This is a genomic window from Marinomonas shanghaiensis (assembly GCF_003259175.1).
Lineage (GTDB): Bacteria > Pseudomonadota > Gammaproteobacteria > Pseudomonadales > Marinomonadaceae > Marinomonas > Marinomonas shanghaiensis.
In genome coordinates this window covers 175,285-191,002 of sequence record NZ_QGOK01000007.1, presented here as the reverse complement: position 1 = coordinate 191,002, position 15,718 = coordinate 175,285, and the positions used below count along the sequence as shown (strand labels likewise).

Annotated in this window: 13 protein-coding genes; 6 read left to right on the top strand and 7 right to left on the bottom strand. The window is 45.9% G+C overall.

The annotated features are described in order from the left end of the window. Position 1: 1 nt before the first annotated feature. A complete protein-coding gene (locus DKT73_RS07820; protein WP_111638003.1) occupies positions 2-715 on the top strand; it encodes a 3'-5' exonuclease in 714 nt (237 codons plus the stop codon). Between the two features lie 11 nt (positions 716-726). On the opposite strand, the gene DKT73_RS07815 is transcribed toward DKT73_RS07820, so the two are convergent. From DKT73_RS07815 to DKT73_RS07785, 7 genes are all read right to left on the bottom strand, one after another. Beyond that, entirely contained in the window at positions 727-1,833 is a 1,107-nt protein-coding gene (locus tag DKT73_RS07815) for a LacI family DNA-binding transcriptional regulator (protein ID WP_111638002.1), read from the bottom strand. A gap of 114 nt (positions 1,834-1,947) precedes the next feature. After that, positions 1,948-3,564, bottom strand: a complete 1,617-nt coding sequence (locus DKT73_RS07810) for an alpha-glucosidase (protein ID WP_111638001.1) — start codon at positions 3,562-3,564, stop codon at positions 1,948-1,950. 68 nt (positions 3,565-3,632) lie between these two features. After that, positions 3,633-4,727, bottom strand: coding sequence for an ABC transporter ATP-binding protein (locus DKT73_RS07805; RefSeq protein WP_111638000.1), 1,095 nt, complete (start codon positions 4,725-4,727; stop codon positions 3,633-3,635). Between the two features lie 70 nt (positions 4,728-4,797). Then, entirely contained in the window at positions 4,798-5,937 is a 1,140-nt protein-coding gene (locus tag DKT73_RS07800) for a carbohydrate ABC transporter permease (RefSeq protein WP_111637999.1), read from the bottom strand. A gap of 1 nt (position 5,938) precedes the next feature. Then, the gene (locus tag DKT73_RS07795) at positions 5,939-6,949 is read right to left on the bottom strand and encodes a carbohydrate ABC transporter permease (protein ID WP_111637998.1); all 1,011 of its coding nucleotides are present in this window, start codon (positions 6,947-6,949) and stop codon (positions 5,939-5,941) included. A 115-nt stretch (positions 6,950-7,064) separates the two neighbouring features. Next, positions 7,065-8,417 (bottom strand): ABC transporter substrate-binding protein, encoded by a 1,353-nt coding sequence (locus DKT73_RS07790; protein ID WP_111637997.1) that lies wholly within the window; start codon positions 8,415-8,417, stop codon positions 7,065-7,067. 445 nt (positions 8,418-8,862) lie between these two features. Further along, positions 8,863-9,831, bottom strand: coding sequence for a carbohydrate kinase family protein (locus DKT73_RS07785; protein ID WP_111637996.1), 969 nt, complete (start codon positions 9,829-9,831; stop codon positions 8,863-8,865). A 204-nt stretch (positions 9,832-10,035) separates the two neighbouring features. Here DKT73_RS07785 and DKT73_RS07780 point away from each other — a divergent pair, with 204 nt between their 5' ends. The 5 genes from DKT73_RS07780 to DKT73_RS07760 all read left to right on the top strand — a co-directional run bounded on the left by DKT73_RS07780 (position 10,036) and on the right by DKT73_RS07760 (position 15,660). Further along, the gene (locus DKT73_RS07780; protein ID WP_111637995.1) at positions 10,036-10,773 is read left to right on the top strand and encodes a response regulator; all 738 of its coding nucleotides are present in this window, start codon (positions 10,036-10,038) and stop codon (positions 10,771-10,773) included. Continuing rightward, the gene (locus DKT73_RS07775; protein ID WP_111637994.1) at positions 10,760-12,229 is read left to right on the top strand and encodes an ATP-binding protein; all 1,470 of its coding nucleotides are present in this window, start codon (positions 10,760-10,762) and stop codon (positions 12,227-12,229) included. The genes DKT73_RS07780 and DKT73_RS07775 overlap by 14 nt, the downstream gene beginning before the upstream one ends. 280 nt (positions 12,230-12,509) lie before the next feature. Then, positions 12,510-13,757 (top strand): ABC transporter substrate-binding protein, encoded by a 1,248-nt coding sequence (locus tag DKT73_RS07770; protein ID WP_111637993.1) that lies wholly within the window; start codon positions 12,510-12,512, stop codon positions 13,755-13,757. Positions 13,758-13,853: 96 nt separating this feature from the next. Further along, positions 13,854-14,783: a carbohydrate ABC transporter permease gene (locus tag DKT73_RS07765; RefSeq protein ID WP_111637992.1), complete on the top strand. Its 930-nt coding sequence runs from the start codon at positions 13,854-13,856 to the stop codon at positions 14,781-14,783. Then, positions 14,776-15,660 carry a carbohydrate ABC transporter permease gene (locus DKT73_RS07760; protein ID WP_111637991.1) on the top strand — a complete coding sequence of 295 codons (885 nt, stop codon included), beginning with the start codon at positions 14,776-14,778 and terminating at the stop codon, positions 15,658-15,660. Before DKT73_RS07765 ends, DKT73_RS07760 begins: the two co-directional genes overlap by 8 nt. The last annotated feature ends 58 nt before the right edge of the window (positions 15,661-15,718 follow it).

Sequence of the window (15,718 nt, the reverse complement as noted above, 5' to 3'; positions counted from 1 at the left end):
AATGAGTAAATTACTGAAAGCCAAAACAAAAGAAGAAAAACAAGACTGGCAAGCCATGTTTGCCGAATGGGCGGAAGAAGCCCCCGAAGGACCACTGAAGCGCTATTATCAAGCAGGCATGATTGCACCAGACACCCCCCTACAAGATGCCCCCTTATTGGCATTAGATCTAGAGACCACCGGACTAGATCCAAAAGAGGATGAAATCATCAGCCTTGGTGTCATTCCACTCAGTAATAAAATCATCCGTTGTCAGGGTGCTCAATATTGGATGGCAAAGCCCGAACGTTCATTGAATGCAGAATCAGTCACTATTCACGAAATCACACATTCTGAACTCGCTGAAGCACCACCTCTGCATGCTATTTTAGATCAGATCTTAATCGCACTAACTGGCCAAGTCGTCGTTGTCCATTGTGTTTCGATTGAGCGTCAATTCTTATTACAAGCGGCAATAAAAATATACGGCTATCCGCTGTATTTTCCCGTGCTTGATACCATGGATATTGAACGACAGGCCACCTTTAAGCCTTGGTGGAAGCGCTTTGGCAGGCGACCTTCGCTGCGCTTAGATGCTTGCCGTCAGCGCTACAAACTGCCTCGCTATAAAGCTCATCATGCGCTCACCGATGCATTGTCCTCGGCAGAGCTGCTGCAGGCGCAAATCTCTCACCATATGGACCCAACGGCCGATATTTCAAACTATTGGGTATAATAAGTCTGTTATTAAGCCAGAACAGAATGGGTGCGTTTAGACTCAACAAGCATAGAAGCGTCAATCGAAGGACAACTTTCACGTACCACCAATTCGGTTTCTAATACCACGTCTTTGGCTTCTCTTAGACCTAAGAAAACCTCAGCCGCAACACGTCCTTTTTCAACCGTATGTTGATGAATGGTGGTGATTGAGGGGTGAATGTTTCCCCCTTCTGCAATGCCATCGAATCCTACCACTTGTAGATCTTCAGGGACGCGCAACCCCATATGCAACGCCGCTTGTATGGCCGCAATAGCAATACAATCACTCATGCAAAGCAACAGCTGAGGACGTTCCGCCATGGTTAAGGCCTCACGAGCCGCTTGATAAGCTAACTTATGATTGTTCTCAGGAATATTCCAAATATGCTCAGAGGCAACCGATAACTGATGCTCCTCTAACGCCTGAAAATAACCATACAAGCGCTGAATCGAAATAGAGGCCGCACGATCAAATAGCTCATCTTCGCGTATACGGCACACTCGATCCGTCGCCAACAAACTCAGCCCCAAAATGGCGACAGCGCTTGGTTTGTGCTGTAACGCATGACAAGCAATTCGATAAGCACCACTGTGGTTTTCTATGTTGACCGATGTGGTACCCGGAATAAAACTGTCCACCGTGATGATATTCTTATTTGGCATCAGCCAAGGTGCGTTAATACACTGTTGAGGCTTATGACCGTAAACAATAAAACCATCCACCATAGATGACTGCATACGACTTTGCGCATCTTGCTCGACTTGATCGGAGGACAACAACAACATGTTGTATTCGTTGGCTTCAAAGACTTCCGCCATGCCTTTTAAGAATTGATTGGCAACAGGATCCGTTAAGCTGTAACTAAGATCATCAGACAACACAATGCCGACGATTCCAGTACGACCAGTACGCAAACTACGAGCGGCAGCATTAGGACCAAAATAGCCCATTTTCTCGCATTCGCTCAAAATATTTTCACGCAAAGTCGCCGACAATTGATCGGGACGATTAAAGGCGTTTGAGATGGTTGCCGTGGATACTGCCAACCGCTCAGCCACATCTTTTAAAGTCAGTTTTTTTATGTTTTTTGTCATACTAACCACTCGTAACCACTCTTCACAAAAAAAGAGCTTTGACGAACAAGCCGATTTACGTAAAACGCAAACCGGCTTGTTAACAACAGCACTCAATACATTGCGCAATAACGCTTAAGACAGCTTAGCGTAAAACGCCTGATAAGCCGGTAAAGTCAATGTTTGTCCATTTAAAGTAGCGGTAAAACCATGTCCGTCGACTTCAACCAAGTCACTGTTGACAGTGGCTTGCTGAGTGTCACCTGTCATGTTTAATACCACTAACAAGCGAGTACCTTGATATTCACGTACCAAGCCAATTAATTGCGCGTTGCCCACATCCAGCTGTGACAGCTCGCCATTAACCAACGCAGGCTGCTGCTGACGCCAATGAATCAGATGACGCACCTTGTGCAGCAATGACGCTGGATTAGCTTCCTGTGCCGCTACGCTCAATGGCAGGTGATTTTTATCTACAGGCAACCAAGGCTCTATCGTTGAAAACCCACCTTGCTCTGAATTATCCCACACCATTGGTGTACGACAACCATCACGACCTTTGAACACAGGCCATAACGGAATACCGTAAGGGTCTTGGATGCGCTCAAACGGCACATCAGCCTCAGGTAGGCCCAATTCTTCACCTTGATACAAGCAAACACTGCCGCGTAAAGACAAAATCAGCGCCAACGCAATCAGAGGATACGCTTCAGGATCTTCATCGGCTCCCCAACGTGTGCGCGATCGCACCACATCGTGATTCGACAAAGCCCAACATGGCCAACCATCACCAACGATTTCCTGCATGTTTTTTAGGACATCACGGATATAATCTGGCGTATGAGGTTTATTCAAAAAATCAAAAGTATACGCCATGTGCAGCTTATCACCACCCGACGTGTATTCCGCCATGCGTTTCAGTGGGAAGTCATCACCAATTTCACCAACGGTTGTACTGCCTGGAAACTCGTCCATCATGGCACGCATGTCTTTCAAGAAATCTAAGTTTTCAGGACGGCTCAAGTCGTACACGTGACGCTGATACGTATAAGGATTATCGTGTGGCGCGCCCATGGTTTTTGGCTCACCCACAGGCACTGGTGGATTGTCTTCCAAGCCCTCACTGTGGAAGTAGAAGTTCACCGTGTCCAAACGGAAACCATCGACACCTAACTCCAACCAGAAACGCATATTATCTAGGTGCGCCTGACGCACTTCTGGATTATGGAAATTAAAATCCGGTTGAGACTCAAGGAAGTTATGCAAATAATATTGCAAACGACGGCTGTCCCATTTCCACGCACTGCCACCAAAGATGGATAACCAGTTATTTGGCGGTGAGCCATCTGGTTTTGGGTCCGCCCATACATACCAATCGGCTTTAGGATTGGTTTTATCTTGACGACTCTCTTCAAACCAAGGGTGTACATCGGCCGAGTGACTAATCACCTGGTCTATCATGACTTTTAAACCCAACTCATGGGAGCGATCAATCAAAACCTTGAAGTCCTCCAATGAACCAAACATCGGATCAATATCTCGATAATCTGATACATCGTAGCCAAAGTCTTTCATTGGTGACGTAAAGATAGGAGAAAGCCAAATAGCATCCACACCAAGTGATGCGACATAATCTAATTTACGGGTAATACCCGCCAAATCACCCACACCATCGCCATTCGCATCCATAAAACTACGTGGGTAAATTTGATATATAATCCCACCTTTCCACCAGTTCAAATTGGTTGTCATCAGACTCTCCAAAAAAGATAAAACATGGGGCAAAGCATGGCCTGCCCCAATGAGAAATAACGTACAACTTAACGAGTATAAGATTGCTCGTTTTCATCAAATAAATGCATTTTTTCAGGCAAGGCAGACAAATGAACCTTGTCACCGCGCTGAGTTTTTAACGTGCCCGCTTGCTTGGCAATAATCATGTCATCGCACCCAGGTACTTTTACGTACAACAAGGTCGCCTCCCCTAAGGACTCAACAAACGACACCTCACCAGACAAGAAAGCTTGTTCTTGGGTAGCAACCACCACCATATCTTCAGGTCGGATACCAAAGAAAGCCGACTTAGACTGTTCTGCAACATCTGTTTTGATGGGCGTATCGACCATCACCGAAGAAGACAAAGCAACGCGAGTCTGATCACCTGCTTTTTCAATTCGACAAGGCACGATATTCATCGCAGGCGAACCTATAAATTTCGCCACAAAAACATTCGCAGGGTGTTCATACAATTCCAACGGTGAACCAACTTGCTCAATATTACCCGCAGACAATAAGACAATTCGATCCGCTAACGTCATCGCTTCCACTTGATCGTGGGTCACATAAATCATCGTCGAATCGGGCATACTGTCTTTTAAATTAGCAATCTCCATGCGAGTCGCCACACGCAATGCCGCATCCAAGTTAGACAAAGGCTCATCAAACAAAAATACCTTAGGACGACGTACAATCGCACGACCAATCGCCACACGCTGACGCTGACCACCAGAAAGCGCTTTAGGCAGACGATCTAGGTATGGCGTTAACTGCAGCATATCAGCCGCTTTACGCACTTGTTGATCAATATCGGCTTTGCTCACCTTAGCAATTTGCAAGCTAAACGCCATATTGTCGTACACAGACATATGCGGATACAAAGCATAACTCTGGAATACCATCGCAATACCACGTAACGCGGGTGGAATATCATTCACAACCTGACCATCAATTTCCAAGGTACCAGACGAAATTTCCTCCAACCCAGAAATCATCCGTAACAAGGTTGACTTGCCGCAGCCAGATGGACCGACAAACACAATAAACTCGCCTTGTTTGATGTCCAAATTAATGTCTTTTAGAACTTCTACTTTATTTGAGTAGATTTTTTTAACATGGGTTAACTTTACATCTGCCATGATTCAATTGCCTCAATCTAAATACTGACCTTGAGTGAGGAGCTCGCTCAACCCACTCACATAGGTGATGTTATTTCACAGAGCCTGCTAGCAAGCCGCGCACTAAGTAACGCTGCAAACTAAAGAAGACACACAAAGGAATAATGATGGTAATAAAGGCGGACGCCGTCAGAATTTCCCAGTTACCACCACGAGAACCTAATAGCTCACGCAACTGCCCGGTTAACACCAAATGCTCTTCGTTGTTGCCAAGAAACACCATGGCGATCAACAAGTCATTCCAGACCCACAAGAACTGGAAAATAGCAAATGACGCCAATGCAGGGAAAGACAAAGGCAAAATAATCTTACGGAAAATATCAAAGTCTGAGGCACCATCCACACGAGCAGATTCAATAATTTCACCCGGTAACCCAGCAATGTAGTTGCGTAGTAAATAAATCGCCAAAGGCAAACCAAAGCCCGTATGAGCCAGCCAGATACCGACATAGGTTTTTGAGCCCACACCAAAAAACTCACCAATCAAGTTGTAGCTTTTTAACAACGGAATCAAGGACATCTGCAAAGGCACAACCAATAAGCCCACAACCGCCGCGACCAACAACGCCCTACCAGGAAATCGCATCCAAGCCAACGCATAAGCCGCAAACGCTGCCACCAGAATAGGAATGATGGTTGCCGGTATCGTCACGGTTAAAGAGTTAATAAAGGACTTGCCTAACCCTTCCGTACTCAAAACTTCCCGGTAATTATCCAAGGTAAAACGAGGTGGAATCTCCGCGGTATAGAATATCCGCTGGCTGCGTCCCTCCCATGGCGACGGAGAAGAAAACGCGTAGTCACCATTCTCCATTACCTGAAGCGTCTGACCTTTTCTAAGGTCGGCCACCGTACCAGCTTCAAAGGCTTCTGGTTCCAAAGAGCTAAAACCAAACTTCGACACAGAACCAGAAGAGCCCTCTAAAATATTACCGCGAATGACATACTGATCCCCTTCTTGGACCTGTGTCTTAGGGTCGTTCGCTCGGGCAATAATCAGCTGCTCTGACGTTGACAGCGCCGTCCACCAACCCGATACAGATAATTGATCTTTGTCTCGAATGGAGGATATAAACAAACCCGCTGTTGGAATGGTCCAGATCACCACTAAAAACAACACAGTGGCATGAACCAAATAAGTCAATGGGGATCGTTTCGAAGATGCAATCATATTAGCGCCCCTCCATTTCTGCATTTGCACGCTTAATATTCCACACCATAATTGGAATCACCAATACCATAATAACAATAGCAATAACCGCACCACGACCAAAATCACCGCCGCCGCGGAACATCCAATCAAACATCTGATTGGCTAATACTTGTGTGTCCCATTGGCCATTCGTCATCGCCAATACAATATCAAAGACTTTCAGTACGAGTATGGTAATGGTCGTCCATACGACCGCAATGGTTCCCCAAATTTGTGGCACCATAATTTTAAAGAAAATTTGTAAACCATTTGCCCCATCAAGTACCGCTGCCTCAATGGTTTCATCAGGAATACCACGTAATGCCGCTGATAAAATCACCATAGCAAAACCCGTTTGGATCCAGACTAAAATGATCATCAAAAAGAAATTATTCCAGAAAGGGATAGTGATCCAGTTCTGCGGCTCGCCGCCAAAAAACACCACAATGGCATTTAACAAACCGATTTGTGCATCGCCACCACTACGATAATCGTAGATAAATTTCCAAATGACCGACGCACCAATAAACGAGATCGCCATGGGCATAAAGATCAAGCTTTTCGCAATATTGCCCCACCAAATACGATCCGTCATGGTCGCAATAATCAAACCAAAAAAGGTCGCAGCGGTCGGTACAACAATCAACCACAACATATTATTTCGGAAGGATTCGAAGAACTCATCACTGCCAAATAACCACGTGTAATTAGACAGGCCGACGAATTCTTCACCACTGCGGTCGAAAAAAGACAAGCGAATGGAGTCGATCACGGGGTAAAAAAGATAAAACGTCAGCAGTAACACGGCAGGGCCGAGAAACAACCAAGGACGAATACTGTTAGCAATGCGTAGGTTACTAGCGACTTGTTGTGCAGGGCGATTTTTCGTCGGGAAAATTTTGTCTAGAAGAATGTTGGAGCCATAAAAATAGACAGCACATCCCAATACACCCAAAATCATGGTCACTAACGCGGAAGCGAGCTGGGCCATAGAATCTCCAAAAATACGTACAGCGCATGAGATAACCCCTCGGGTTACTCATACTTATTTGGCAATAAAAAACAAAGCCCCTAAGCACAGATTCGCTTAGGGGCTTTAAAAAGTATTACTTCAAAGCATCCCATGTTTTTTGAATATCACGAGCCACTTCTTTGGCATCTTTACCGCCCGTGTAATCCACCATACCGGTCCAGAAAGAGCCTGCGCCGATCTTGCCAGGCATCAAATCAGACCCATCGAAACGGAAAGTCGTTGCATAACGTAAGATTTCACCTTGTTTCTTCGCAGCATCACTTGAATACAACTCAGGATTTGCACCTAAGTGTGCAGACAAGAAGCCCGTTTGAGCCATCCACAATTCATGAGCAATGGGTGAACGAATGAAATCAATAAAGGCACGCGCCCCTTTCGAATCATTGGTGATACTCATCAAGGTACCCGCACCCAAAACTGGGTTACCCAAATCTTTAGACGCATAAGATGGGAAGTAGAAGAAGTCCGCATCTAGGCCAAGCTTAGTACCTTCTGGAAAGAAAGCTGGGATAAAAGATGCTTGGCGATGCAAGTAACATTTAGGAGGCGATTGGAATAGGCCTTTTGGACTATCACGAAAATCTGTAGAAGAAACCGCGCCTGCGCCACCATCAACAAACTTATCATTGCGTGCGAACCAACCAAATTCTTCAATCGCACCCACAACACGTGGGTCATCAAATTTAATCTCATTGGTGACCCAGCCATCATAAACAGACGCTGGCTGAGTACGAAGAAGCAAATCTTCTACCCAATCGGTAGCAGGCCAACCCGTTGCCGCACCAGAACCCAGACCAATACACCAAGGCGTTCCGCCATCAGCAACAATCTGTTCTGTTAAGGCTTTTAGATCTTCCATGGTTTCAGGCACGTCATAGCCCGCATCAGCGAAGTTATCGGGCGAATACCAAACCAGCGATTTCAAATCAGCGCGATAAAAAACACCATAGAAATCGTCTTGCCCTTTCTGGTTTTTAAAGGTCGCAAGGTCGACCCATGACTGACCCGCCGCATAATCTTTTACCACGGCATTTTTTACCGTGTCGCTAAGCGGACTGATAAAGCCTTTAGCGGCCAAATCTGCCGCTAAACCTGGTTGCGGAAAGACCGAAACGTTTGGAGCACTGCCCGCTTGAGCGTCAATCACTATCTGTTGCTCAAAAGAATCTGAGCCAGCGTAATTGACCTTTGCGCCCGTGGCTTTTTCAAAGTAAGCAATAACTCGCTCGAAGTTGGTTTTTTCATCGCCCATCCAAGGACCGAAAACAGAAACCGTCTCACCAGATAAATTAACGGATTTTAGAGCCTCATAGCTGCTCCAACTAAAACGAGAATCTTCACCTGGTGTAAATAAGAGGTCGGCTGCGTGCACAGCATTTGCGGAAAGTGTCAGGGCGACTGCCACAGACAATAGAGATTTTTTCATCATTGCTCCTTACAGGCTCGCTTGGGAAACCCATAGCACGCCTTTGTTTTTATTATCAGAGGTCGAAACAAGGTAAACATGTCTTCTATAAGGATTAAGAAGAAATTTGATTATTCACAAAGAAAACCCGCCCTTCAAGGGCTCAGACTCCTTAATATTGACTTAATTATTTTTTAAATTTAGTAGGTCTTCGCCAAAATGCGAATCTTATTTGATAAGGGTGATCCGTATAAAAAACCAACAGAAAAGGTTTTTTATACTAAATTCAGTAGGTTATTCGCAAAAAAGTACACAAAAAACCTGCTTTTCATACATCAAATTTGCATTTTTAATGCACATTTTATGTATGAAAAAAGCGCGGTACTGCCGCGCTTTCGACTGACTTTAAAGCCACTAAATATTTTCTTAACCGTTTAACTCAAAGGCGCTTTCTAGACGCTACGGGTTAAAAACGGCTTAATTGCGCCTGTGCTTCATTTAACGTAGGCAGAGAAGGATAAGCGCCTAATTTCGTCACAGAGTCCGCCCCACAAGCGGCAGCAAAACGAACAATATCAACCAATTGCGTTTGTGATAGCGCCGATAGAGAAGCCTGATCGCCGCCTTGTTCTGCCAATTTATACAGTAAGCCACCCACAAAAGCGTCACCCGCAGCGGTAGTATCTTTTACTTCTACTTTAGGCGTGATCACTTCACCCTCACCATGAGCGGCGGTATAGAAGCGAATGGGGTTGGCGCCGTCGGTTAATACAAACAAGGTGACACCAGCGGCCAAAGATTCATCGATTAAAGCAAACGGATCCGCCGCCAAAACAGCAAGCTCCTCAAGACTGGCTTTGACCACATCACCACTTTGCATCCAGTCAATCACACGCTTAGTATCCACCTGCCCATTTGGCCACAGGTTCATCCGTAAGTTTACATCGATACTCACGATCCAGTTGGCGGCTCGCGCCATGCTCACACCGGCGAGCGTCGCTTTGGTGATCTCAGCGTCCGTTAAGGTATTAGAGCAGGTATGAAAAACGCCTTTTCCTGCGAACCAAGCGGCATCAAAATCGGCCTCTTTAAACAAAATATCCGCAGAAGGGCTGCGGTAAAACTCAAAACTACGCTCACCTGTTTGGTCCAAACTTACGAATGCTAGAGCCGTTTTCGCTTCCTTAGTCATCAACATATTGCTGGTGTTTACGCCATAACTATCAAGGGAAGCTTTTAAGAAATGACCAAATGCATCATCGCCCACTTGACCCACAAAATGACTATTGCCACCCAAGCGCGCAACCGCGACAGCCACGTTTGCTGGCGCACCACCAGGAAACTTGGTAAAGGATTCAAGCTCGCCAGCTTGCGTGGCACCATTAGAAAGAAAATCAATTAAGGCTTCACCGAACGCCATTACTTTTGTTGTCATTGCTCTGTTCTCTTTGTGAATCGAAGATAGGAAAAAGATTAGTCGAAAAATTATGCAGGGGGAAAAATATTAAATCAATTTAATTTATTTAAAGCACACTTTGTCATAGATTCAGATGACAATTGGTTCACCGACACTTTCTTGCTAGACTCCATGCTTTCATTACATTCCTTACACCAACCATCATTGAGATTGAGCAAGAGAATGACCAAAGCTAAACGCCTCTATGTTGTAGACGATGACGATGAGATTCGTATACTGCTCAAGACTTACTTAGAAAAACACCAATTTACGGTGTTAACCGCCGATTCAGGCGAAGCCTTTTTGGCGGATTTTCGCGCTGAACAAGAAGTCGATCTGGTGATTTTAGATATCATGTTGCCTGGTCAAGATGGCTTTGCCGTCTGCCGTTCGCTCAGGGCGCAGTCGCAAGTCCCTGTTATTATGTTAACGGCCAATTCCGATGAAATGGACCGTATTATTGGTCTAGAAATCGGTGCCGACGATTATCTTGCCAAACCCTTTAATCCTCGAGAATTATTGGCTCGTATTAAAGCAATCTTAAGACGCATGGAACACAGCGAAGTCGTCGACATCGCTCCTGTTGCCCACCGTTTTTATCGCTTCGCACAATTTACCCTAGACACCCTTTCACGAGAATTACACTTTAAAGCGGAAAAAGAATCACTATCTGGCGCTGATTACAACCTTTTGATGTTGTTCTTAACCAACCCAGGAGCGGTGCTTACGCGCGAAATCATTGCTGAAAATACCCGCGGGCGAGACAGTGCACCACTGGATCGTTTTATCGATGTCCATGTTAGCCGTTTACGCCAACGTCTGCGTGAAGACGCTCGTCAACCACAGTTGATTAAAACCATTCGCGGTCAAGGCTATATTTTAACCGCCAGTGTGGAAGCCATTAGCGATGTCCGCGACTAACACGTCCGCCAGCAAAGGCTCGCGCCTCAAACGCTGGTCGCAATCACTGACTGGACAGATCTTGATCATCATGGCACTGGGGGTCGCCAGCGCCCAATTTATCAGCTCAACCATTTGGCTACGCCAACTCGAATCCGATACCGAAGAAAACGTTCGTGAAGTTTCCAAACACATGGCCTTTCGAATTGCGGCAACCGTCAGTTATTTCAAATCCCTACCAACAAATTATCGCCATATTGTCATCGATCAATTACAAGACATGGGGGGAACACGCTTCTTTGTCACTCTCAACAAAGAAGAGATTCGCATCAACAACATTCCGGACTCGCCGCTCAAAGACATTGTCAAAAATGAAGTGCAAGGCACATTGATAAGACAATTAGGCATTCATAACGCCAAAATCGCCTTCTCCAGCCCCGATGATTTACACGTTATTAACAACCATACACGCCTAGTCGACTTACCGGAGCGCTGGGGGCATCACAGTTTATTGGTAAAACCGCTTACTCCCCCTATTATCGTCATTCAAATCCCTATAAACGATAAAGATTGGCTGTACCTCGCCAGCTTAATGCCGGACCCGTATTTTTTAGATGGAGCTTCCGCGCTGAGTGAGGATCGCTTATTTTCCATGGCGATGTCAGTCATTACCGTGTTGCTGCTCAGTATTGTTGTGCTGAGACGTGTAACGCGCCCCCTCGCTACATTGGCGAGAGCGGCAGAACGGTTTGGTCAAGGCGATTGGAAACCCATCAAGGAAGCGGGCAGTATCGAAGTGCGTAACACCGCCAAAGCATTTAACGACATGCAAAGGCGTATCCAGCGTTATCTCAATGACAGGGAACGGCTCTTTGCCTCCATTTCTCATGATCTAAAAACCCCGATTACTCGCCTCCGCCTTCGCGCTGAAATGCTAGACGAAGATGACATACGCGACGCCATGATTCGAGATCTTGAAGATCTAGACATGTTGGTAAAAGGGGCTCTTCAAAGCGTAAAAGAGACAGATATTCATGAAAACCGCATCGAAGTGAACATTTCAAGAATGCTCAAGGACATGCAGTCTACAGCTAATTTACACGATACTAAGCTCACGGTCGCTGGTGAACTAAAACACCCTTTTATCGGCAAACCGCTGGCGATTAAACGCTGCCTGGGCAACCTTGTTGACAACGCCTTGTACTACGGCAAAACCGCCACGGTATTTATAGAAGACGATGAAGACGAAGTCTGTATTCGTATCTGTGATCAGGGGCCCGGCATCCCGATTGATAAAATGGACAAGGTTTTTCAGCCTTATACCCGTCTGACGCCCGATCATTCCGGTCACCCAGGAGGCATGGGGTTGGGCCTCAGTATTGCCCGAAATATTGCCCGCGCTCACGGTGGTGAAGTCACCCTAAGTAACCATATAGAGCAAGGCTTAGAAGCCAAACTCTGGTTACCAAGACACTGAGTATTTAAAACATAAAAAGCGTTTTTTTGTTCAGGGTAAGATGCAATAAATCGTCATTTAAAAAGCAAGAAATGATCAAGCAAACAACCCTCTTGCAAGACTTTGTTACAATAGGTTGCTCTATTTTACCCTCTCTTGCCATATCCTTTGCTAAATTCTATCACTCGAACGTGCGCTTACACTGACTGATCAGACGGCGACGTCGATATAGAAAATAACGCAACATCAAAACAGTTTCTGTATTTGATTGGACGACATAACAATAACAAAGGTTACTATCATGAAAAAAATTGCTTTCGGTTTAACCACAGTTGCACTTTCTCTAGCTGCCGCAACCGCTCAGGCTGGTGAAGTAGAAGTTCTACATTGGTGGACATCAGGTGGCGAAGCCGCTGCGATCAATGTACTTAAAGAAGAAATGGTAGGCGCTGGCCACACTTGGAAAGACTTCGCAGTCGCAGGTGGCGGTGGTGAATCTGCTATGACCGTTCTAAAATCTCGTGCCATTTCTGGCAACCCTCCTTCTGCGGCTCAAATCAAAGGCCCAACCATTCAAGAATGGGGTGATTTAGGGTTCCTAACGAATCTAGATGATGTTGCCAAAGCGGGCGAGTGGGATGTTATCCTTCCTCAAGTCGTTAGTAACACAATGAAATACGACGGCCACTACGTAGCGGCACCTGTCAACGTTCACCGTGTTAACTGGATGTGGGCAAACCCTGAAGTATTCCGTAAATCTGGTGCTTCTATCCCAACCACATGGGAACAGTTCATCGTAGAAGCGAAAAAAATCAAAGCCGCTGGTTTCACTCCACTTGCTCACGGTGGCCAAAACTGGCAAGACGCAACGCTATTTGAAGCCATTGCCTTATCTAAGGGCGCTCGCTTCTACAACAGTGCGTTCATCGGCCTATCTGACACCACTCTACGTAGCCAAGACATGATTGACGTGTTTGATACTTTCAAACAAATGCGTGAATTCGTTGATCCAGGTTTCTCTGGTCGTGATTGGAACGTCGCAACCTCTATGGTTATCAATGGTGAAGCAGCGATGCAAATCATGGGAGACTGGGCGAAAGGTGAATTCACTGCTGCTGGCAAAAAAGCAGGCATCGATTACGTTTGTTACCCAGCACCAGGCACAAGTGGCGCGTTCACTTTCAACATCGACTCTCTAGCCATGTTCAAAGTAGACGGCAAAGACAAACAAGCGGCACAAAAAGACCTTGCTCGTTTGATTCTTGAGCCAAAGTTCCAAGAGACCTTTAACTTGAACAAAGGTTCTATTCCAGTTCGCTTGAATATGCCACGTGAGAAATTTGACACTTGTGCACACGCTTCTATGGATGCGTTCCTAGCAAGTTCTACTACAGGCAACCTAGTACCAAGTATGGCTCACGGCATGGCAGTGAACTCAATGGTTCAAGGCGCTATCTTTGACGTTGTGACTAACTTCTTCAATGACGAGTCTATGACCTCTAAAGAAGCAGTAGACAAGCTAGCTCGCGCTGTTAAAGCAAGTATGTAAGATCTACCCCTGCAAACCCCTTGTTTGCAGTAAGCATACGAGGTTGGTCTTCTGACCAACCTCTTCTTAATACCTCCAAATAGTGAAGCATCAACTATGAACACTAAAGCCGCCAATTCTGGGTCAGGACAGACTCAGTCAGGACGTCCTGCGCGCCTAAGCTTGGCCGATTGGATGCCGAAAATCGTCATGGCCCCAACGGTACTGGTTACCTTGGTGTGCATCTACGGCTATATGATTTGGACAGCCGTACTGTCTTTTACTGGCTCGCGTATGTTGCCGTCGTACAATTTTGTCGGCTTCGAACAATACGAACGCCTTTTCAACAACGAACGCTGGATGGTAGCCCTATCTAACCTTGGCATTTTCGGTGGGTTGTTTATCTTTATTTGTTTGTTCCTTGGCGTAACACTTGCCATTTTCTTGGACCAAAAAATTCGTGCCGAAGGCGCAATCCGTACCATCTACCTTTACCCGATGGCCATTTCTTTTATCGTAACGGGTACTGCTTGGAAGTGGTTGCTTAACCCGACCAATGGCCTAGAAAAAATGATGGTTGATTTTGGCTTCGTGAACTTCAAGTTCGACTGGCTGATTAACCCTGACATGGTAGTTTACTGTTTGGTTATTGCCGCGGTTTGGCAAGCCTCTGGCTTCGTTATGGCACTCTTTCTAGCTGGTCTTCGCGGCGTAGATGGTGACCTGATCAAAGCCGCTCACCTAGACGGAGCCAGTACCTTTACGACATATCGTCGTATTATTCTACCCTCATTAAAACCGGTGTTTTTCAGTGCCTTAGTGGTGTTGTCACACATTGCGATTAAGAGCTTCGACTTGGTGGCCGCTTTAACCAATGGTGGACCAGGCTACGCTTCAGACTTGCCTGCTAACTTCATGTATACCTATACCTTCACCCGTAGCCAAATTGGCTTAGGCTCGGCTTCTGCCATGGTGATGTTGGGTTGCGTGTTGGCTATTTTGGTTCCTTATTTGTACTCTGAATTGCGAGGTAAACGCCATGAGTAATAACGCTATCAGTCGCAAAACCTCAGGCGTGGATAAAGCCTTACGCGTTGCCCTATACACAGTGTTATTAGTGGCCGCAGCGTTTTACCTTATCCCTTTTATCGTCATGTTGATTACGTCTTTAAAAGACGTTGAAGAAATTCGTACTGGTAACCTACTTTCCCTACCAGCGGCATTGAATTTTGATTCTTGGGCAAAAGCGTGGTCAAGCGCTTGTACTGGCAGCAGTTGTGGTGGTATTTCCCCATACTTCATGAACTCGTTTCAAATCGTCTTGCCCGCTGTAGCGATTTCAACACTAGTAGGTGCCATTAACGGTTACGTCATTTCTTTGTGGAAGTTCCGTGGCAGCGATTTGTTTTTTGCCGCTATGCTAGTGGGCTGTTTCATTCCCTTCCAAGTAATTTTGTTGCCAATGGCACAAACACTCGGTTGGTTAGGTATCGCTAATACAACATCCGGTTTGGTGTTTGTTCACGTCGTGTACGGTGTGGCATTCACAACCTTATTCTTCCGTAACTTCTATCAGTCTATTCCGGGGGAATTGGTCAAAGCGGCTCGCCTCGATGGCGCGGGTTTCTTTACGATTTTCTATCGCATCATTTTGCCGGTTTCTACACCGATTATCGTCGTAACCGTCATTTGGCAGTTTACACAAATTTGGAATGATTTCTTATTTGGCGTGGCTTTCTCTGGTTTTGATACACAACCGGTTACGGTCGCCTTGAACAACTTAGTTAACACCAGCTTCGGTGGTAAAGAGTACAACGTCGACATGGCGGCGGCCATCATCGCCGCACTACCGACACTGGCGGTTTACGTGTTCGCCGGAAAATACTTCGTTCGTGGCTTAACCGCTGGTGCTGTCAAAGGCTAACAGCGGCTTAAACAAACCAGAATATAAAAAGATGCACTGGTGTTTTTTCATCCTACAC